This is a genomic window from uncultured Polaribacter sp. (genome assembly GCF_947497695.1).
Taxonomy (GTDB): Bacteria; Bacteroidota; Bacteroidia; order Flavobacteriales; family Flavobacteriaceae; genus Polaribacter.
This window is the reverse complement of the sequence record NZ_CANMHM010000019.1, coordinates 18,753-38,729: the sequence shown is the minus strand read 5'-3', so window position 1 is coordinate 38,729 and position 19,977 is coordinate 18,753. Positions and strand designations below refer to the sequence as shown.

At 29.4% G+C, this 19,977-nt stretch carries 19 protein-coding genes; 13 read left to right on the top strand and 6 right to left on the bottom strand.

The genetic code is table 11. The annotated features are described in order from the left end of the window. Nucleotides 1-194: 194 nt before the first annotated feature. The 3 genes from Q0731_RS12585 to Q0731_RS12575 form a co-directional block, all read right to left on the bottom strand. A complete protein-coding gene (locus tag Q0731_RS12585; RefSeq protein ID WP_299064639.1) occupies nucleotides 195-1,442 on the bottom strand; it encodes an aminotransferase class I/II-fold pyridoxal phosphate-dependent enzyme in 1,248 nt (415 codons plus the stop codon). Nucleotides 1,443-1,671: 229 nt separating this feature from the next. Further along, nucleotides 1,672-2,667: a pyridoxal-phosphate dependent enzyme gene (locus Q0731_RS12580; protein ID WP_299064637.1), complete on the bottom strand. Its 996-nt coding sequence runs from the start codon at nucleotides 2,665-2,667 to the stop codon at nucleotides 1,672-1,674. 128 nt (nucleotides 2,668-2,795) lie between these two features. After that, nucleotides 2,796-4,904: a S9 family peptidase gene (locus tag Q0731_RS12575; protein WP_299064641.1), complete on the bottom strand. Its 2,109-nt coding sequence runs from the start codon at nucleotides 4,902-4,904 to the stop codon at nucleotides 2,796-2,798. 132 nt (nucleotides 4,905-5,036) lie between these two features. Between Q0731_RS12575 and Q0731_RS12570 the strand changes: the two genes are divergently transcribed. Then, nucleotides 5,037-5,360 carry a YbaB/EbfC family nucleoid-associated protein gene (locus Q0731_RS12570; RefSeq protein ID WP_299064635.1) on the top strand — a complete coding sequence of 108 codons (324 nt, stop codon included), beginning with the start codon at nucleotides 5,037-5,039 and terminating at the stop codon, nucleotides 5,358-5,360. A gap of 147 nt (nucleotides 5,361-5,507) precedes the next feature. Next, entirely contained in the window at nucleotides 5,508-8,123 is a 2,616-nt protein-coding gene (locus Q0731_RS12565) for an AsmA-like C-terminal region-containing protein (RefSeq protein ID WP_299064633.1), read from the top strand. 69 nt (nucleotides 8,124-8,192) lie between these two features. Here Q0731_RS12565 and Q0731_RS12560 read toward each other — a convergent pair whose 3' ends face one another. Then, a complete protein-coding gene (locus Q0731_RS12560) occupies nucleotides 8,193-8,636 on the bottom strand; it encodes a DUF5362 family protein (RefSeq protein ID WP_299064631.1) in 444 nt (147 codons plus the stop codon). Between the two features lie 177 nt (nucleotides 8,637-8,813). Here Q0731_RS12560 and Q0731_RS12555 point away from each other — a divergent pair, with 177 nt between their 5' ends. The 6 genes from Q0731_RS12555 to Q0731_RS12530 all read left to right on the top strand — a co-directional run bounded on the left by Q0731_RS12555 (nucleotide 8,814) and on the right by Q0731_RS12530 (nucleotide 13,489). Beyond that, a complete protein-coding gene (locus Q0731_RS12555) occupies nucleotides 8,814-9,968 on the top strand; it encodes a mechanosensitive ion channel (RefSeq protein WP_299064629.1) in 1,155 nt (384 codons plus the stop codon). A 270-nt stretch (nucleotides 9,969-10,238) separates the two neighbouring features. After that, the gene (locus Q0731_RS12550; protein ID WP_299064627.1) at nucleotides 10,239-10,715 is read left to right on the top strand and encodes a lipocalin family protein; all 477 of its coding nucleotides are present in this window, start codon (nucleotides 10,239-10,241) and stop codon (nucleotides 10,713-10,715) included. 18 nt (nucleotides 10,716-10,733) lie between these two features. Further along, nucleotides 10,734-11,426 carry an OmpA family protein gene (locus Q0731_RS12545; RefSeq protein ID WP_299064625.1) on the top strand — a complete coding sequence of 231 codons (693 nt, stop codon included), beginning with the start codon at nucleotides 10,734-10,736 and terminating at the stop codon, nucleotides 11,424-11,426. A gap of 98 nt (nucleotides 11,427-11,524) precedes the next feature. Beyond that, entirely contained in the window at nucleotides 11,525-12,979 is a 1,455-nt protein-coding gene (gene rlmD / locus Q0731_RS12540) for a 23S rRNA (uracil(1939)-C(5))-methyltransferase RlmD (RefSeq protein WP_299064623.1), read from the top strand. A 148-nt stretch (nucleotides 12,980-13,127) separates the two neighbouring features. Beyond that, nucleotides 13,128-13,250 carry a four helix bundle protein gene (locus Q0731_RS12535; RefSeq protein ID WP_299064621.1) on the top strand — a complete coding sequence of 41 codons (123 nt, stop codon included), beginning with the start codon at nucleotides 13,128-13,130 and terminating at the stop codon, nucleotides 13,248-13,250. A gap of 101 nt (nucleotides 13,251-13,351) precedes the next feature. Continuing rightward, nucleotides 13,352-13,489, top strand: coding sequence for a four helix bundle protein (locus Q0731_RS12530; RefSeq protein WP_299064619.1), 138 nt, complete (start codon nucleotides 13,352-13,354; stop codon nucleotides 13,487-13,489). 63 nt (nucleotides 13,490-13,552) lie between these two features. On the opposite strand, the gene Q0731_RS12525 is transcribed toward Q0731_RS12530, so the two are convergent. Further along, nucleotides 13,553-14,023 (bottom strand): DUF6702 family protein, encoded by a 471-nt coding sequence (locus Q0731_RS12525; protein WP_299064617.1) that lies wholly within the window; start codon nucleotides 14,021-14,023, stop codon nucleotides 13,553-13,555. Beyond that, on the bottom strand, nucleotides 14,020-16,599 hold the full coding sequence (locus Q0731_RS12520; RefSeq protein WP_299064615.1) for a sulfatase-like hydrolase/transferase: 2,580 nt from the start codon (nucleotides 16,597-16,599) through the stop codon (nucleotides 14,020-14,022). Before Q0731_RS12520 ends, Q0731_RS12525 begins: the two co-directional genes overlap by 4 nt. Nucleotides 16,600-17,027: 428 nt before the next feature. Between Q0731_RS12520 and Q0731_RS12515 the strand changes: the two genes are divergently transcribed. From Q0731_RS12515 to Q0731_RS12495, 5 genes are all read left to right on the top strand, one after another. Beyond that, complete coding sequence (locus Q0731_RS12515; protein ID WP_299064613.1) at nucleotides 17,028-17,324, top strand: 4a-hydroxytetrahydrobiopterin dehydratase; 297 nt, start codon at nucleotides 17,028-17,030, stop codon at nucleotides 17,322-17,324. 1 nt (nucleotide 17,325) lies between these two features. After that, nucleotides 17,326-17,787: a DUF6452 family protein gene (locus tag Q0731_RS12510; RefSeq protein ID WP_299064611.1), complete on the top strand. Its 462-nt coding sequence runs from the start codon at nucleotides 17,326-17,328 to the stop codon at nucleotides 17,785-17,787. After that, entirely contained in the window at nucleotides 17,768-18,472 is a 705-nt protein-coding gene (locus tag Q0731_RS12505) for a DUF6048 family protein (protein WP_299064609.1), read from the top strand. Before Q0731_RS12510 ends, Q0731_RS12505 begins: the two co-directional genes overlap by 20 nt. 64 nt (nucleotides 18,473-18,536) lie before the next feature. Further along, nucleotides 18,537-19,484, top strand: coding sequence for a 2-oxoglutarate and iron-dependent oxygenase domain-containing protein (locus Q0731_RS12500; protein WP_299064607.1), 948 nt, complete (start codon nucleotides 18,537-18,539; stop codon nucleotides 19,482-19,484). Nucleotides 19,485-19,580: 96 nt separating this feature from the next. After that, entirely contained in the window at nucleotides 19,581-19,904 is a 324-nt protein-coding gene (locus Q0731_RS12495; RefSeq protein ID WP_299064605.1) for a translation initiation factor, read from the top strand. The last annotated feature ends 73 nt before the right edge of the window (nucleotides 19,905-19,977 follow it).

The following is a 19,977-nucleotide window of genomic DNA, read 5'->3' as shown; positions in this document are numbered from 1 at the left end:
GTTTTCGGGGTTTTGTTTTATCTAAAATACAACTTATTTAATTGATAAACAAGTATTTATATACTTATGAAAGTGCCCATAAACATAGGATGACAATAAAAAATATAATTCTTGAAAGACGAGAAGCTTAGCATAAAAAAAACCGTTTAGAATAATTAAATTCTAAACGGTTTTTTTATACTTGAAACAAAATACTACACCATTGCTGCTGCAATTTGCTTATAAGTTCCATTTTCTAAATTTTCTCTAATTGCAGAAAAAGCAGTAATGGTTTCATCAATATCTTCTTGTGTGTGTGTTGCAGTTGGTATCAACCTTAAAATAATTAATCCTTTAGGTATTACTGGATAAACTACAATAGAACAGAAAATTCCGTGATTTTCACGCAAATCATTTACCATTGCCATAGCTTCAGGAATTTCCCCTTTTAAAAATACAGGTGTAATACAGGTTTGTGTAGTTCCTAAATCAAAACCAGCATTACGTAAACCAGATTGAAGTGCATTGGTATTTTTCCACAACTTTTCTTTTAATTCTGGCATGGTTCTAATCATATCTAAACGTTTTAAAGCCCCTTTTACCATTGCCATTGGTAAAGATTTTGCAAACATTTGAGAACGTAAATTGTATTGTAGGTATTGAATTACATCTTTATTCCCTGCTAAAAAAGCACCAATACCTGCCATAGATTTAGCAAAAGTTGCAAAATATACATCAATATCATCTTGTACACCTTGTTCAAAACCAGTACCTCTTCCATCTTTTCCTAAAGTTCCAAAACCATGAGCATCATCTACTAGAAGTCTAAAATTGTATTCTTTTTTAAAAGCTACAATTTCTTTTAAACGACCTTGTTCTCCACGCATTCCAAAAACCCCTTCAGAAATCACTAAAATTCCTCCGCCAGTTTTTTCTGCCATTCTTTTAGCACGTTTAATGTTTTTTTCAAAACTTTCCATATCGTTATGTCTATAAACAAAACGTTTTCCAGCATGTAAACGAACACCATCTATAATACAAGCATGTGTATCAATATCATACACAATAATATCATTTTTAGTAACTAAAGCGTCGATTGCAGACATAATACCTTGGTAACCAAAATTTAATAAATATGCTTTTTCTTTATCTACAAACTCAGCACACTCTCTTTCTAATTGTTCATGTAAAGGTGTGTGACCAGACATCATTCTTGCTCCCATTGGATATGCCATTCCATGTTCTCTGGCAGCTTCTCCATCAACCTTTAAAACTTCTGGATGATTTGCCAAACCTAAATAATCATTGATACTCCAAGTAACTACTTGTTTGCCATTAAAAGACATTCTATTAGAAATGGGCCCTTCTAGCTTAGGAAAAACATAATAGCCTTCTGCTTGATCTGCCCATTTACCTAAAGGACCTTTATCTTCGATTATTCTTTCAAATAAATCTTTCGTCATAATTGATGTTTGTTATTTATAATCTAAATGCAAAGTAACCGCTTTTTTCGCAGTTTATCAAATTGTGTTTAGCAATCAATAGTAAAGTTTAAAAGAGAAAACATAAATTTTATGTCTTGATAAATAAATTAGACATTTATATGGGTTATTTTTGGAGAAAATGTAATGAAAAAAGAACTAATGAAAACCTAATATTGAATGATTACAAATTGTAGCATAAAAATAGAAGCTATAAAAATCCATTTTCTTGCATCCAAATATCACTATAAATTTTATTCATGTAACGAGATCCATGATCTGGAAAAATTAAAACAACCATACTATCTTCTGTAAACATATTTTGAGTAGCATATTGTTTGGTGGCTTTCATTACTGCTCCACTTGTATAACCAGGAAACATGCCTTCTGTTTTTACAATATTTCTAGCTTCTAGAGCAGCATCTTTGTCTGATACTTTTTCATAAATATCAATTACATCAAAATCTGTGGCTGTAGGGATTAAATTTTTACCCAGCCCTTCTATTTTATAAGGACTTACTTCACTTAAATCTAGCTCTTTTGTTTCGTGGTATTTTTTTAGTACAGAACCAATGGCATCTACCCCTAAAACTTTTACATTTGGGTTTTGTTCTTTTAAGTATCTACCTGTTCCAGAAATGGTTCCTCCTGTTCCACTTGCTGCAACCAAATGTGTAATTTTACCAGCTGTCTGTTGCCAAATTTCAGGCCCTGTTGTTTTGTAATGAGCTTCTGTATTTAACTCATTAAAATACTGATTGATATATACTGAATTTTTTGTTTTTTTATGAATTGCTTTTGCTACTTCATAATAAGATCTTGGGTCTTCTGGTGGAACATTTGCAGGACAAATATGCACTTCTGCTCCCATTGACTTTAACAAATCTATTTTATCTCTAGAGGATTTATCACTTACAGCCAAAATACATTTGTAACCTCTAACAATGCTAATCATTGCCAAACTAAAACCTGTATTACCAGAAGTAGTTTCTACAATGGTAGCTCCGTTTTTTAAGATTCCTTTCTTTTCTGCATTGTTAATAATATGTAAAGCTATTCTGTCTTTTGCAGATTGTCCAGGATTAAAAGCTTCGAATTTTGCGTAGTAAGAACCAGGGAGATTTTCAGTAATCTTATGAAGTTTTATCAATGGGGTTTCACCCACTAAATCTAAAATTGAATTTGTAATTCCTTTGTTTCTAGTCATCTTATCAATTCACGAAAAAATCACAAGCTTAATACTCATCTAAATTTAGTATTAAAAACCAATGAAATTTATCAAACACGGACTACAAAAATACTACTTATCTTGAAATATTAAAAACCGATACAGAGTTAATTTTTAACCATCTCTACTTTATCTTCTAATGCCAAAAAGAAAGTGTACATTTTAGCAGTTTCTTTTAAAGCATCAAAACGTCCAGATGCTCCTCCATGCCCTGCTTCCATATTGGTATCTAACAACAATACATTTTTATCTGTTTTTAAATCTCTTAATTTTGCAACCCATTTTGCAGGTTCCCAATATTGCACTTGAGAATCATGAAAACCAGTAGTTACCAAAATATTTGGATACTCTTTTGCTTCTACTTGATCATAAGGAGAGTATGATTTTATATACTCATAGTATTCTTTATTATTTGGGTTTCCCCATTCATCATATTCTCCTGTTGTTAGAGGAATACTTTCATCTAACATGGTAGAAACCACATCAACAAAAGGTACAGATGCTATAATTCCGTTATACAATTCTGGATTCATATTTACAATCGCTCCCATTAACAATCCTCCTGCAGAACCTCCCATTGCATATAAATGTTTTGGAGATGTGTAATGTTGATCAATTAAAAATTGAGAACAATCTACAAAATCGTTAAAGGTATTTTTTTTGTTTAGCATTTTACCATCTTCATACCATTCTCTTCCTAAATATTCGCTTCCACGAATGTGTGCCAAAGCATACACAAAACCTCTATCTAACAAACTTAAACGTGTTGTAGAAAAACTATCGGGTATTGTGTGCCCATAAGAACCATAAGCATATTGTAAAACAGGAGTGTTTTTATTGAGTTCTGTATCTTTATGATGAACTAAAGAAATAGCTACTTTTTTACCATCTCTTGCAGTTGCCCAAAGACGCTTACTTACGTAGTTTTCTTTTTTAAACTTCCCTCCTAAAACTGCTTGTTCTTTTTTAATTTCTTTTGATTGATTTGTCATATTAAAATCAATCACAGAACTAGGTGTTGTGAAAGAATTGTATGAATAACGAATAATATCCGTATCAAACTCTGGGTTAGAAAATACTCCTGCAGCATACGTTTCCTCATCAAAAGGCAAGTAATAATCTGCTGTTTCGTCCCAACGTTTTATTCTAATTTTATTTAAACCATTGGTACGTTCTTCTAATACTAAATAGTCTTTAAATATTGAAAAATCTTCTAATAAAGTTGCTTCTCTATGAGGTATCACATCAACCCAATTTTCTTTACTTGTATTAGAAATTGGGGTTTTCATCATCTTAAAATTAATGGCATTGTCTTTATTGGTCAACAAATAAAAATAATCTCCAAAATGCGAAACACTATATTCTAAATCTCTTTCTCTTGCTTGTAGCATGGTAAATTTACCTGTAGGATTGTCTGCATCTAAATATTGTGCCTCTGTAGAAACTGTGCTATGAGACCCAATAATAATGTATTTGTCTGATTTAGATTTTGTTACATACGTTCCAAAAGTATCGTCTTTTTCATGATAAACCTCAACATCTTCACTTGTTGGAGTTCCTAAAACATGTCTAAAAACTTTTTCACTTCTTAAGGTCTCTGGGTTCTTTTTGGTATAAAAAATAGTTTTATTATCATTTGCCCAAACAGAACCTCCTGTTGTATTTTCTATAATATCTTTATAAATTTCTCCTGTTTCAAGATTTTTAATTCGTAAAAAATATTGCCTTCTGCTTACAGTGTCTGTTGCAAAAACAACCAATTTATTATCGTTAGAAATATTTAAACCACCTAATTGATAATAATCGAAATCTTTTGCCATTTCATTTACATCAAAAAGTAGTTCTTCCTGAGCTTCTAAATTTCCTTTTTTACGACTATAAATTGGGTATTGATTCCCCGTTTTATAACTTGTAATATAAAAATAACCATTGCTTTTATAAGGTACAGAAGCATCATCTTCTTTAATTCTACCTTTCATTTCTAAAAACAACGCTTCTTCAAAAGGCTTGGTAATTTTAGTTACTTGTCTGTAATAAGCATTCTCTTCCTCTAAATAATTGATTACTTTTTGAGTTTGATCATCTTTTTCAATAGCATTTTTTTGCTCGTCAGATAAACGCATCCAAAAATAATCATCAATTCTAACATCTCCATGTTTCTCTAACTTTGTAGCTATTTTAGTAGCTACAGGAATTTTTGCATCTGTACTTTTCATCATCTTATTTTTACAAGCGATTGCAAATGTAATACTTAAAAGAATGAAAGGACTTACTATTTTTATCATTTTTAGGCGATTTTATTTCCTAATAAAAATACTAAATTTGCAATCAATTAAAAACACAAAATTATGTTTGGAGACTTATCTGGAATGATGGACAAATTAAAAAATGCACAACAAGAAGTAGAAAAAACCAAAACAAGGTTAAATTCTGTTTTAGTTGATGAAGTTGCTGCAGAAGGAAAACTAAAAATTACTTTAACAGCAAACAGAGAAATTAAAGCAATTTCTATTGATAATGCTTTACTTACTGATGCAGAAGAATTAGAAGATTACTTAATTATTGCTTTAAATAAAGCGATTGAGAAAGCCTCTAAAATTAATGAAGCAGAATTAGCTGTTGCTGCTAAAAACGGCATGCCAAACATTCCTGGAATGGATATGTTTAAATAAAAAAAAACTGGCTTTAAAATAGTAAATACTTATGATGTAATTCTGATCTAAATATTTAAAATGAATACCTCGAATTTAACTTTCTATAAACACAAAATCAAATAGTTAAATTGTATTTTTGAGATTGATATTTAACAACGTAAAAAAATGGAAACTGAAAAAAAGAAAAAGTCATTAGGAAAAAGAATTCTAAAATGGGGTGCTATTGTTTTGTTACTTTTAGTAATTGCATTGGTTTCAATACCTTATATTTTTAAAGATAAAATTGCAGAAATGGTTACTAAAACCGTTAACAATAATATAAATGCTACTGTAAATTTTAAGGAAGCAAACCTAAGTCTTTTAAAAAACTTTCCATTAGTAAGTTTAACTGTAAATGATTTGACAGTTGTAAACCACGCTCCTTTTGTGGGCGACACTTTAGTAAATGCAAAAGAATTGAGTTTTGCCATGAATATTACAGAACTCCTTAAAAAAGCAGATGAAGCAATTGCTGTTAAAAGTATTGCTGCTGCAAATGGAACTATAAATATTATTTTTAACAAAGAGGGCAAAGGAAATTTTGATATTGCCAAAGAGAATACTCAAACAGCAACCCCAGAAACTTCAAACAGTTCTTTTTCTTTTAATCTTGAAGAGTATCAATTAGAAAATATCAACTTTAACTATGTTGATAGAAGTACCAATACAAAACTTAGTTTAGATAGTATTTATCATACTGGAGAAGGAAATTTTGCTGAAGATATTTTTAATCTTGATACTGAAACAACAGGATATGTATCTTTTGATTTAGAGAATACCAATTACCTTAAAAAAGTAAAAATTAGTTTAGATGCCGTTTTAGAGATGGATTTAAAAAACAGCAAATACACTTTTAAAGAAAACACAGGTCACATTAATCAATTACCTTTAGAATTTGATGGTTTTATTCAATTAAACGATAGTGATCAAGTGTATGATTTGAATTTTAAAACACCAACATCGTCTTTTAAAAACGCTTTAGCACTAATACCTGAGCAATATGCAGGGAATTTATCAACCATAAAAACAGCAGGGAATTTTGAAGTAAATGGTGTTGTAAAAGGTTCTTTGTCTGAAACTACAATTCCTGCTTTTGATATTCGTGTTTCATCAAAAAATGCTCTTTTTAAATATGCTGATTTGCCTAAAGCAGTAGAAAACATCAATATTGATTCTAAAATAATTAATAAAACAGGGCTTGTAAAAGACACTTATGTAGACATTAATACCTTTAATTTTAAAGTTGATGAAGATACTTTTTCTGCAAAAGGAAATGTTAAAAGCATTACAACAACCCCAACTATAAATTTAGAAGCAAAAGGAACACTTAATTTAGGAAATATTAGCAAAGTGTATCCTGCATTACAACAAGAATTAGCAGGTATTTTAAATGCTGATATCAAAACTAATTTTGATATGAATTCTGTTGAAAATGGAAAATATGAAAATATTAAAAACGCAGGAGAAATAACGGTTCGTGATTTTAAATATGATGGCAAAGATGTTGCAAATCCGTTTTTTATTCAAAAAACAGGGATTACCTTTAACACAAACGCTATAAAATTAAATGAGTTTGAAGCAAAAACAGGCTCTTCTGATCTCTCTTTAAAAGGAAACCTTGATAATTTTTATGGCTTTATTTTTAAAAATGATGTACTTAAAGGAAATTTTACGCTAAATGCAAATACTATTAAAGTTGCTGATTTTATTGCGGAAAATGACACTACTTCTAATGCTAACATTACAGAAACTGGTTCTTTAAAAATTCCTGCTTTTTTAGATGTAAAATTAACAGCAAACGCCAAAAAAGTGGTGTATGATAACATAAACCTTACCAACGTTTCTGGTGATCTTTTGATTCATGATGAAACCATTGATTTAAAAAATCTAAAATCAGATATTTTTGGAGGTAATATTGGTTTCAACGGAAACGTGTCTACTAAAGCTACTACATCTACCTTTAAAATGGATTTAAATTTAAACCAATTAAACATTGGCGAATCTTTTGGGAACTTAGAAATGCTAAAATCAATTGCTCCTATTGCTAAAGCTGTTGCTGGTAAAGTAAATTCTACCATCAACATTTCTGGAGATTTAAATGATGATATGACACCTAACCTACAAACTATTTCTGGTAATTTATTGGGCCAATTGTTAGATACTAAAATAAAACAAAGCGATTCTAAATTGTTAACGACATTAACTGAAAAAGTAAACTTTTTAGATATTAATAAATTAAACTTAAATAACGTAAAAGGAATGTTTTCTTTTGATAACGGAGAAGTTACTGTAAAACCCATACAATTAAACTACAAAGATGTTGGCCTGCAAGTTTCTGGTAAACATGGTTTTGATAAAAAAATGGCTTATGATATTGTGTTTGATGTACCTGTTAAATATTTAGGAACAGAGGTTACCAATTTAATTGCAAAATTAACGGCAAAAGATGCTGCTTCTATAACAAGTATTCCTGTAAAAGGTAACTTAACAGGTAGTTTTACAAATCCTAATTTTTCATCAAACATAAAAGATGCAACCACTAATTTGGTAAAAGATTTGGTTGAAAAACAAAAAAATGCTTTGATAGCAAAAGGTAAAGACCAACTAAACAATAAACTGAATGATATTATTGGAGTTAACACCAAAAAACAAGATTCAACAAGTATAAAAGAAACTGCTAAAGATGCTGTAAAGGATAAAGTGAAAGATGTTCTAGGTGGTTTGTTTGGTAAGAAAAAATAACGAAAAGTAAGTTATTAAAAAAAGGAAAGTGTTTTGCTTTCCTTTTTTTTTTGTAAAAATTTTATCCTTTTAAAACATACTCCCAAAAGTAGCAGCAACAATTATCAAAACATATAATGAAATTGTTATTATTGTAAAAACACCAATAAATTTATAATGAGATTTTAACATCTCAAACGATTTTGCCAAAGCTTCATCATTTTTAGTAGCCAAAGCTTTCTTCATTTTATTAGAAAACTGTAACAAATAATACACGGGAAAAAAGTAAATAAATGCTAAAAACAGATAAGTAATACTCATTGTTAACCCCATATTTTCTGGTATTCCTGGTTGCATTTTACCAACCATATCAAAAATAGTAGTTGAAAATGCTGCCAAAATCAACATCAAACCAATTAAAATAAAACCAATAACAGACAAAAACTTTCCCCATTTAGCGGTTTCTTTTAAAAAAATTTTAGCGGTACCTGTTATTGTTAACTGTTCTAATCGAGTAATAGGATTGTGTATCATAATAAAATTATCTTTTTTTTATCAAAAATAAGTAAATAAAAAGTATAAATAGAAGCAACTTAAAAATTGCAAACTTATAAAAGCAAATTACACCAAAAAACAGCAATTAAATTACACTTATTGTGACTTTTAGTAAATTATAGTGTCCTAAAATTAAATCAACAAAATCAAATTAAAATGGATCAAATTATTGAAATTTACAACAACGTAACAGCTTCTTTTGGTACACCAATTAGTGCATTAATCATCATTATTATTGGATGGTTTATTGCAGGAATCTTGAAAAGAGTTCTTACAAAAGTGATTAAAAAAACAGGTATAGACAATTCTCTTGATGGTAAAGTTAGCATCGCTAAATTAATAGGCAAATTAGTTTATTATATTGTAATGATTTTTGTGTTTATGTTAGCATTAGACAAATTAGGCATGACTAGTGTTTTAGACCCTGTTAAACAATTACTAAATAGCTTTACAAGTTACATACCAAATATTATTGGTGCAGGTTTAGTAGGTTATATTGGCTATATGCTAGCAACTATTATTGCTGAATTGGTAGGGTTATCTGGAGATACCATTCAGAAATTTGCTCCAAAATTACGTTTGCCAGAAAACATCAATTTAACAAACATCTTAAAAAAGATTGTTTTCATTTTTATCTTTATCCCTCTTTTAATACAAGCACTAAACATTTTAAATATGGATGTAATTTCTACACCAGCAGCAAATGTTTTAAACGAATTTTTTAATGCAATTCCTAAAATACTTTTAGCAACAATAATATTAATTGTATTTATTGTTGGTGGTAAGTTTTTAAGCACTTTAATAAAAGAATTATTAGAGAGTTTACAATTAAATGAACTTTTAGAAAAAGCAAATTTAAATGCAATTGTTGGCAAAACAGATGTTGCAAAAGTAATTGCAAATATTGTGTATGCATTCATCATTATTTTTGGATTGATGACTGCAACAGATAAATTAGAGTTTACTCAATTATCTGAATTAATGAATACAATAGTAGCAATTGCAGGAAACATTTTATTCGGATTAATTATTTTAGCAATTGGTAATTTTATTGCAACCATTGCTACAAAAGCTTTTATGAAATCTGATAGTAATGCCTTTGTAGGAGGTATTATTAAAGCTGCAATTTTAGCAATATTTTTAGCAATTGGTTTAGGCAGAATGGGTATTGCAGATAATATTATTAATATGGCATTTGGTATTACTTTAGGTGCAATTGCATTAACAATTGTATTATCTTTTGGTTTAGGTGGTCGTGAAGCTGCAGGGAAACAAATGGATAAAATTTTAGATAAATTCAATAAAAAGTAAATTAATTTCACCTTCTTTTAAAAGCAACTTATTAAATTTAAGTTGCTTTTTTTTTGTATTCAAATAAATTGAAAACTTTCAGTCAATAGCGTAAGTTTAAAAGCAAAAATATTAAAAAAAAGAAAACTTAAAACAACAATTTATCAAATAAAATCTATCAATACAAGCGTAATTAAGTGACCTTGAAATACATGAGGTGTCTAAAAACTAAACATATAAAATATGTTATTTAGTTTTATTAACTTAGCATAAACTTAATCTATATTACTTATGAAAAAAACAGTATGTATTCTATTATTTTTAACAGCAATGATTGGTTGTAAATCTACTGCTGTTGTAAATACTAAACTAGACAACAAAACAGAAAGAATGTTAAAAGGCAATTTTACAATTACTGCTGTTAACTTTCCTGGATCAGATTTCTTAAAAGTAACTTCTTTTAATTTAGGAGATTCTCAATGCCTTGTTGGTAGTAATTGGAGTTTTATATCCAACAACAATAAAGGAGAAATGAAATTAAACAACCCAGATACTTCTTGTAAAGAGTATAACTCACCAATAACTTGGTATGTTAACAAAGATGGTAAATTTGTTTTTAAATTTACCAATGATTACAAAGCCAAAGAAGTACTCAATGGTTTTATTTTAGACATCAATAATTTAACAGAAACAAGTTTCGACTTGGTTGATGAAATTAACGTTGGAGGTCAAACAAAAAATATTACTTATACATTTCAAAGAAATTAATCACTAAAAAATCATACAATGAAAAAAATAATAATTTACAGTTTATCAATACTTTTTATATCAGCAACTCTAACTTCTTGTGAAGCTGTTAAAAACGCTAGTAATACTCAAAAAGGTGCAACAATTGGTACAACTGCTGGTGCTATTTTGGGTGCAGTAATTGGTAACAATGTTGGAAATGGAAAAAACTCTGAATTAGGGGCTGTTTTAGGTGGTGTTGTTGGTGGTGTTACTGGTGGAATTATTGGTAAAAAAATGGACAAACAAGCTCGTGAAATCGAAGAGGCTTTACCTGGTGCAGCTGTAGAAAGAGTTGGTGAAGGTATTATGCTAACTTTAGGTGAAAATGCAGTAAGATTTGACACTAATAAATCTACATTAACAACAGAAGCAGAAGCAAACTTAGAAAAGTTAATTACTGTTCTTAACCACTACGAAAAAACAAATATTGCCATTAATGGTTACACAGATAGTACTGGTAGAGTTGAGTATAACCAAGAACTTTCTGCTAAAAGAGCAAATTCTGTAAAACAATATTTAGTTTCTAGAGGAATTGTTGCTGAAAGAATGGAAACGAAAGGTTTGGGTATTGCTAACCCAATTGCAACGAATGAAACTGCAGAAGGAAGAAGTAAAAACAGACGTGTAGAGTTTGCTATTGTAGCCAATGAAGAAATGGTAGAAGAAGCAAAAAAAGAAGCTGGAGAATAAATTGAATTGAATTCTTATAAAAAGGCTACTCAAATGAGTAGCCTTTTTTGTTCTATCAAACTATATTTTCCCTAATTTTGCAATCTTAAAATATAAAAATGCCACGTAGAGAAAGAAATAAATTTGTAAAGAAAAATCAAGTTTTAGAATTAAAAATTGAAGATTATGCTTTTGGAGGAAAAGGAATTGCAAGAATTCATTCTGAAGAAGGAAGCTTTGTTGTTTTTATTCCAAATACGTTGCCTGGGCAATTGGTAAAAGCACAAATTAACAAGTCTAGCAAAAAATATGCAGAAGCAAAGTTGATAGATGTTTTAGAGCCATCTAAAGATGAAGTTGAAGTTCCTTTTCAAGATATCCCTGGAGCTCCTTACATTCAATTACCCATAGATTTACAACATCAATATAAAAAAGAAAGTACGTTATCTCTTTTTAAAAGAATTGGGAAAGTAGAAAATATTGAAGACCTTTTTGATGAATTTGTCACTTCTCCAAATGTATTTCATTACAGAAATAAAATGGAATATGGTTTTTCTGCAATTGGTTATGATAGAGTAAACAAAACAGATAAAGACGAGTTTACTTTAGGCTTTAAAAGACGTGGAGTTTGGTGGATGGGAGATAATTTAGAAAAAGATTCTGGTTTGTTTGATAAACAACTAGAAGACAATCTAAAAAACATTCGTAAGTATTGTATAGAAACAGGTTTAGCTCCTTGGCATGGACCAAAAAGAGAGGGGTTTTTCAGGTATTTTGTGGTAAGAAAATCTTTTAAAACAGATGAGTTGCTTTGTAATTTAGTGACTACTTCTCCTGAATTAGATAAATTCGATTTACAGAAATTTGCTTTATTTCTAAAAGACATTTTTGGAGATAGATTAGCAGGTCTATTACACACCATAAATGATGAAACTGGCGATAGAACTATTGCTACTACAGGAAGTATAGATTTAATTTACGGTAAAGATAAAATTGTAGAAGAATTATTAGATTTAAATTTTGAAATCAGCATGAAAAGCTTTTTTCAAACCAACCCAAAATGTGCAGAAAAACTCTATTCTAAAGTAGTAGAATATGTTTTAGAAGACAAAACAAAAGTAGACAATACTGTTGTGATGGATTTATTTTGCGGAACAGGAACTATTGGGCAAATTATTGCTTCTAAAGCTAAAAACACAAAAATTGTTGGGGTAGATATTGTTGCATCAGCAATTGAAGATGCTCAAAAAAACGCCAAAAGAAATAATATTGAGGGTTTAAAATTCTATGCAGCAGATGTTGGTAAATTTTTAATTGCACATCCTGAATATCAGAATAAAATAAAAACCATTATTTTAGATCCTGCAAGAGCAGGAATTGCACCAAAAACGTTGCAGAAAATCATCAATTTAAATGCAGATAGAATGGTGTATGTTTCTTGTAATCCTGCAACACAGGCAAGAGATACAGAATTACTGGCAGAAGCTAGTTATAGGATTAAAAAAATTAGTTTGGTAGACCAATTTCCTCATACAAGCCATATTGAAACTGTGGTTTTGTTTGAGAAGGGGTAAAAATATTTATTTGTTTAAGTAGGTGTTTATTTGTTTAATCACTCTTGCTTTTTAGGGGTTATCTGTTTATTAATTGTGTCTTAAACTGGTTTATTTGTTTCGCATTTTTTCTATTAAATGATTAATTCGTTTATTTGTAATAAATGTTATGAAAGTTTACTCCTTTGAAAAATTAGTTGTTTGGCAAGAATCTGTAGAATTAGTAAAAGATCTTTATAGAATTACGAAAGAATTTCCATCTGAAGAAAAATTTGGGTTGATTAGTCAATAAAGACTTGGCAGTGCTTTTATTTATTCGAATTTAAACTGAAGGAACATCAAGAAAAAAATAGAGATAAAGCATATTTTAAAACTATTTCTTATAGTTCTGCAATGGAAGTTTTAAATCAACTTATAATTTCTAAAGAGCTTGGTTTTATTTCCGAAAATGAAACTTTTTTAGTTAGACAGAAAATAGAAAAAATTACCAATATGTTGAATTCATTAAGAAAATCTCAACTAAATTCATAAAGAGTTTCATCATAAACAAATAAACAGATAAACCCTTTATTAATAAATATACTTATAAAAAAATCAATTATAATCTACCTCAATTTCTCTCCTACCCTCATACAATCTAAAATCTTTAAAAGTATCATTGAGATCTAGTGCTATAATATTAGAATGTGTTTCAACATTCAAAAAAAACTCGTTTTTAATTTTTATTGATTTTATATTTTTATTAGACTTTGCCAATAAACAAATTACTTTTGTATGGTGTTCTTTGGATGTAATTTTTAAAACCTCAGGAATCAATTTTTCTCCATTAATTTCCCAACTCGTAGTTTTATTTAGATACTTAACAAAATCTTCTTTGGTTACTTTAATTGACTTTGCTTCCTCTAACTTTAAAAAGTTAAAGGTATCAAAATCAATTTCAAGCATTACCACATGTCCTCTTTCAATCACATTAAAAGTTGCAGAAATAGCATCGTGAAAATCAACAGAATTCTTAGAATTATTTATATTAAGAAAAAGGAATAAGCTAATTATTAAAATTTTCATTTTACAATTATTTTATTTGTTCCTATAAGTTTTCCATTACTTACAATTCTTAAAAGATAAATACCTGAACTTTTAATATTTTGAAACTCTAAAACTCCTGTTCCTGATTTTTTACGAATCATCTGACCTTTCATAGAAAACAATGCTGCTTGATAAAACTCTAAATTGGTAGAGACTACAGAAAAATTACCATTATTGGGATTTGAATTGATATAATACCCTAATTCATCTAAAGTAAATTCAGAAACCCCCAAATTAGCCCCACAACTTTCATCAAAAATAGTACTTGGGTTATCTGTAGCAAAAGGATTGATGTTTGCATTGGTATCATCACAATCATAAGCACTTACAAAGCCATCACTATCTGCATCAACATCATTTAAAGCACCTGCACTGCTAATAAAACTATTGCTAAAATTCCCTTTCATACATCTAGATATTTGAGGAAAACTTTGAGTAACCACATAATAATATGCAAAAGTTTCTACTCCTTGAGCAGTAGTTAAAGTAACGGAAGCTTCAATTCCATTACATTCGTCCAAATCTCCTTTGCCAGCTATATATTCAAAATCATTGGTGTATTTTCCTGTATAAGGGCCACAAGGCGCATCAATTCCATCTCCAGGTCTTAAACCACTTTTTAGCTGAAAACTAGGAAACATTTCTTTGATATTACCTTCTTTATCAGGACCAAAACGATATAAAATAGGAAAACCATCTGAAGCCCAACCTACTTGTAAAACTTCTGTAGGAGGTGTATTTGTAGTAGAAATTCCTGATCTTAAAACTTCAACATACCCAAACATATTACCATGATAGTGATATCCTGAATTAGGATTTACATGAGCAGAGGCACAATCTAAAGTTACAAAATCTCTTCCTTCACCAATATTTGTTGTCGGTTCAAATACCCAATCCCAATTATATTTACCCTCTGAATCTTCAAAAATAAAGGGAGTTGCTGGAGCAGGCATCATGTACACACCATTTAAACTAATTCCAAAATAATTAAGAGGTCTTCCGTTTGTTCTTGTTAAACTTGTTGTTTGTCCTGATAATGTTGGATTTAAATCAAATTTGTAGGTTCTATAATAAGGTTCAGGAATTCTAGGTGATACATAAGAAAAATTATGATTTGGGTAATTGTTAGAGTATACAACTCTTTGGTTTCCTTCTACCGTTTCATAATAAACACTTGGACTTGTTGGTGAGTCTGTACATGCAATATTATCATAACTCAATACATCTGTAACACCACAAGTGCTATTACAATCATCTAAAGTAGTTTCTGCTCCGTTTTTAATGCCATCAGTACAAGACCAATCTGTTCTAATTATTTGAGCCTCTTGCTTTAGCATTGCTTTTATGGTTTCTTGTTCGGTTGTTAAACTTCCTATTAAATTTGTTTCTTCTTTAATATCATCAACAATGTTATAAAACTCTTCATTTCCGTTTTCATCTTCAATTAGCTTATATGTAGCGTTTCTAGTAGCCCAAGATTCTGTATTATTACTTTCATAATCAGTATAATTTATTTGTCTTTCTATTTGATTTTCAAATTGTAACGAAGGTTTCAAACTCAAACTATTTTCTGTACCACCATTTAATTGAACACCTGTTAACTCTAAAATTGTTGCATGCAAATCTGTTGCTTGCACTAAACTTGCTTCTACTTCATTTACTCTTTCTACAGATTTACCAGTAATGATTAAAGGAACACGAATTCCACCTTCATAAATAGAAGATTTTACATGTCCTGCAGGATAATAGGTGTTTGATTTACCTGGTGTTCCATTATCACCAATAAAAATAATTACAGTGTTTTGCAACGTTTCTTCATCCATACTTTCAATGAGTCTATTAATTTCATAATCTAGAGACTCAACCATTGCTAAATAAGTTGTGCTATCATTTGTTGGTGTAGTTGTATAAGTGCCTTGAGGTGGTGTTTGAAAAGGAGTATGAGGTGCAACATGTGCCAACCATAAAAACCACGGTTTTGTTTGGTTGTCTATCCAAGAAATGGCCCTATTTGTTAAATGTGTAGTTGCATATTCTGTAATTTGCTCTTTTTGACCTGCAGCATTTATTTTTGTCCAATTATAATAATCAGCAACCTGACTGGTAAATACACCTTCGTAATATGGAACTCCAGAATCTTGTGGGTGGCTGTAATTAGAAGAACTACTACCTCCAATATGCCATTTACCAATGAGTCCCATACTATAATCTGTACTACTTTGTTCTTTTATTTTTGTAAATAAAGAAGTGTGACTAGTATCTAAAATTAAAGGAGGCCTCATTACTCCTGTTTTAATTCCGAATTTTCCACTCATAATTGCAGCACGAGTTGGAGAACATTGAGGTGCAGCCCAACAATTAGTATAAGATATACCGTTTTCTCTAAAAGAATTTAATGTTGGTGTAACTGGTAAATTTTCTGTAATTCCAAATCCTGGTGTAACATCAATCCCCATATCATCTGCAACAATTAATAAAATATTTGGAGATTGTTGTTGACTAAATAGTATTGTTGAAAAAAATAACAGTAGAAGAAACGTTTTTGAAATGCTCATATTTTAAGTTTTGGTTCTAATTATTATAGCTTTATAAAATTTAAAAGTGAAATAAATAATAACGTTTAAATTTAGCATAATACTATTTCCATATTTTAGACCCAATATTTTTAAAAAAGTTTAATTTAAAACAAAATAAGGTTGAGTCAGAATCTATAAATATAATAAAGAATCTTTCTTTTCTAAAATATCAGGAAAAATGATATGAATAAAAATAAAGTTGATTTTAACAACCAATTAGTTATATTCTATTCTTAAATTGTTAAATCAAATGATAATTTACAAACAAATAGGGTTTATTTCTTAAAATGAAACTATTTTAGCAGCATAAAATAAAAAGTATAGTATTCTCGTTGATAAATTGTTAACAGAACACCTTTTTAGAGGCTAATAAACGCAGCAACAAATACACTTTATAAATCATGAAAATGATAAAACTATCAGACAAAGCAATTGAATCTAGATTAGGATCTATTCCAGAATGGGAATTTTATGACAATGCATTGCATACCGATTTTGAATTTGATAATTTTAAAGATTGTATGTCTGCAATGAATAGAATTGCGTTTGAATGTGAGGCATTGAATCATCATCCAGAATGGACAAATATTTATAACACTTTAGACATTACACTTACAACTCATGATGCAAATGGCGTAACAGAATTAGATTTTAAATTGGCAAAAGCAATCAATATTATTGTTGAAGTTGAAGAAGAAGATTGATATGAAAAAAATACTATTTCTTTTAAGTTTTATCTTACTTCTAATTTGCTCTTGTGAAAAAGATGATTTCTGCGTACAAAACCCAGTTACACAAAGTTTGGTTATTGAATTTTATGATGAAACAAGCACAGAAACCTTAAAAAATGTTAGGGAATTCTATATTTGGGCAGAAGGAAAAAATGATAGTATTTATATAAATCAAACGATTAACACCATTACACTTCCACTAAATAGTTTAACAACTGAAACTGTTTATAATTTTTCTCAAGAAAATGATGTAAATCAATTTACTATCAGTTACATACCAGAAGAAGTATTTGTTTCTCGTTCTTGCGGACATAAAATTGTTTTTAACAACCTTACATTTTCAACAGCAAACAACACTTGGATTAAAAGTTTTACACCAAATTCACTAACAACATTAGAAAATCAAGAAGAAGCACATGTACAAATATTTCATTAGCTTTTATTTCCTTTTATTTTTTGTTGATGGTTTTTCTCAAGAACAAAAAAAGGATTCAATTATAACATCAGAACTAGACTCTATTGTTTACAAAACCAATTATGGTTTAAGAGTTGGTCTAGATATTAGCAAACCTATTTTAGGTAGTTTTAACGATACTTACAGTGGCTTAGAAATTGTTGCAGATTATAGAATTAAAAAAAACGTATACATTGCCACAGAATTTGGATATGAAAATAAAACAAGTGAAGAAGATTATACAAATTCTACATCAAAAGGAAACTATTTAAAACTTGGACTAAACTATAATGCATATCAAAATTGGTTAGATATGAATAATGAAATCTTTGTTGGTTTTAGATATGGTCTTAGCATTTTTGAGCAAACTTTAAATAACTACACTCCAAATGTAAACACACAGTATTTTCCTGCAAATAACATTATTGCAGCATCTTCTACTAATTTAAATGCACATTGGACAGAGGTAGTAGTTGGTTTTAGAGCAGAAACTTTAAAAAATTTCTTTGTTAGTTTTAGTGGCTCTTATAAAGTGATGTTGAGTGTAAAACAACCCGATAATTTTCAAACCCTTTATTCTCCAGGATTTAATAGAATTTTCTCTACCAATTCTGGTTTTGGTTTCAACTATACACTTACCTATTTAATCCCTTTTTCTAGAAAATAAACTTTTCTAATTTATTGATTTTTCAGTAACTTTAACATCCGTATTTATTTTAAAATAAAATAGCATGCAAAAAATACCCAGTGTCAATTTAGCCGATTTTTTATCTGATGATAGCCAAAAAAAACAACACTTTATTGAACAAATTGGTCACGCTTATGAAAACATAGGTTTTGTAGCGTTAAAAGGGCATTTTTTAGAAGAAAAATTAGTTACAGAATTATATTCAGAAATTAAAAATTTTTTTGACTTACCCTTAGCAACCAAAAAAAAATACGAAATACCAGAAATTTTTGGCCAACGTGGTTATGTTTCTTTTGGCAAAGAAGCAGCAAAAGGTAAAAAAGAAGGCGATTTAAAAGAGTTTTGGCATTTTGGGCAATATGTAGATAAAGACTCTAAATATGCAAAAGAATATCCAGATAATATTTCTGTTGATGAATTAGAGAATTTTAATAAAGTAGGAAAACAAGCGTACCAAATGTTAGAAAAAACAGCCAAATATGTGTTACGTTCTTTGGCATTGCATTTAAACTTAGAAGAAACCTATTTTGACAAGTATATTAAAAACGGAAATAGTATTTTACGCCCAATTCATTATCCGCCCATAAAAAATGAACCAAAAGGAGCAGAAAGAGCAGCAGCTCATGGAGATATTAATTTAATTACCTTATTAATGGGAGCACAAGGCAAAGGTTTGCAAGTACAAAACCATAAAGGTATTTGGATTGATGCCATGGCAGCAGAAGATGAAATTATGATAAATGTAGGTGATATGTTAGCACGTCATAGCAATAACAAACTAAAATCTACCATTCATAGAGTTGTAAATCCACCAAAAGAAATGTGGGGAACTTCTCGTTATTCCATTCCGTTTTTTATGCATCCAATTTCTGATATGAAATTAGATGTTTTAAAAAATTGTATCGATGAAAACAATCCAAAACAATTTGAAAACATTACTGCTGGAGAATATTTAGAAGAACGCCTAAGAGAATTAGGATTAAAAAAATAGTTGGCAGTAATCAGTCTTAAGTTAGCAGTACCAAACTGACTGAATACTGAAGACTGTTGACTGTTGACTGTTGACTGTTGACTGAAAATTAAAACAATGGATTTAAAAGAGCAATTAAAAAATTTGTTTCCAGAACACAAGGAAACTGAAGAACCTGTAAAAGAAAAATCGAATATTTGGTTACAAGACGATCCAATTATTTGTAAATATGAAAAACGAAAAGGCAAACCAATTACCATTTTAGAAGGTTATACTGGTGCAACTTCAGATTTTAAAATATTAGCCAAAGAAATAAAACAAAAACTTTCTGTTGGAGGTAGCTTTAAGGATGATAAAATTATTATTCAGGGCGATTTTAGAGATAAAATAATGAAAATGCTAACAGACAAAGGTTTTAAAGTGAAAAGAGTTGGAGGATAAAAAAGCCTAAAACCCATCCTAACCTTCCAAAAGGGAAGAGACGTTCATCTTTTTATCTCTCAAAAACATAAAT

Excerpts from the sequence above, each read along its gene's own strand:
- Q0731_RS12570 (WP_299064635.1), top strand. The coding sequence starts at position 5,037 with ATGTTTGGAGACTTATCTGGAATGATGGACAAATTAAAAAATGCACAA.
- Q0731_RS12520 (WP_299064615.1), bottom strand. The coding sequence starts at position 16,599 with ATGAGCATTTCAAAAACGTTTCTTCTACTGTTATTTTTTTCAACAATA.
- Q0731_RS12525 (WP_299064617.1), bottom strand. The coding sequence starts at position 14,023 with ATGAAAATTTTAATAATTAGCTTATTCCTTTTTCTTAATATAAATAAT.
- Q0731_RS12535 (WP_299064621.1), top strand. The coding sequence starts at position 13,128 with ATGAAAGTTTACTCCTTTGAAAAATTAGTTGTTTGGCAAGAATCTGTA.
- Q0731_RS12515 (WP_299064613.1), top strand. The coding sequence starts at position 17,028 with ATGATAAAACTATCAGACAAAGCAATTGAATCTAGATTAGGATCTATT.
- Q0731_RS12580 (WP_299064637.1), bottom strand. The coding sequence starts at position 2,667 with ATGACTAGAAACAAAGGAATTACAAATTCAATTTTAGATTTAGTGGGT.
- Q0731_RS12530 (WP_299064619.1), top strand. The coding sequence starts at position 13,352 with ATGGAAGTTTTAAATCAACTTATAATTTCTAAAGAGCTTGGTTTTATT.
- Q0731_RS12555 (WP_299064629.1), top strand. The coding sequence starts at position 8,814 with ATGGATCAAATTATTGAAATTTACAACAACGTAACAGCTTCTTTTGGT.
- Q0731_RS12500 (WP_299064607.1), top strand. The coding sequence starts at position 18,537 with ATGCAAAAAATACCCAGTGTCAATTTAGCCGATTTTTTATCTGATGAT.
- Q0731_RS12565 (WP_299064633.1), top strand. The coding sequence starts at position 5,508 with ATGGAAACTGAAAAAAAGAAAAAGTCATTAGGAAAAAGAATTCTAAAA.
- Q0731_RS12505 (WP_299064609.1), top strand. The coding sequence starts at position 17,768 with ATGTACAAATATTTCATTAGCTTTTATTTCCTTTTATTTTTTGTTGAT.
- Q0731_RS12585 (WP_299064639.1), bottom strand. The coding sequence starts at position 1,442 with ATGACGAAAGATTTATTTGAAAGAATAATCGAAGATAAAGGTCCTTTA.
- Q0731_RS12545 (WP_299064625.1), top strand. The coding sequence starts at position 10,734 with ATGAAAAAAATAATAATTTACAGTTTATCAATACTTTTTATATCAGCA.
- Q0731_RS12575 (WP_299064641.1), bottom strand. The coding sequence starts at position 4,904 with ATGAAAAGTACAGATGCAAAAATTCCTGTAGCTACTAAAATAGCTACA.
- rlmD (WP_299064623.1), top strand. The coding sequence starts at position 11,525 with ATGCCACGTAGAGAAAGAAATAAATTTGTAAAGAAAAATCAAGTTTTA.
- Q0731_RS12560 (WP_299064631.1), bottom strand. The coding sequence starts at position 8,636 with ATGATACACAATCCTATTACTCGATTAGAACAGTTAACAATAACAGGT.
- Q0731_RS12495 (WP_299064605.1), top strand. The coding sequence starts at position 19,581 with ATGGATTTAAAAGAGCAATTAAAAAATTTGTTTCCAGAACACAAGGAA.
- Q0731_RS12550 (WP_299064627.1), top strand. The coding sequence starts at position 10,239 with ATGAAAAAAACAGTATGTATTCTATTATTTTTAACAGCAATGATTGGT.
- Q0731_RS12510 (WP_299064611.1), top strand. The coding sequence starts at position 17,326 with ATGAAAAAAATACTATTTCTTTTAAGTTTTATCTTACTTCTAATTTGC.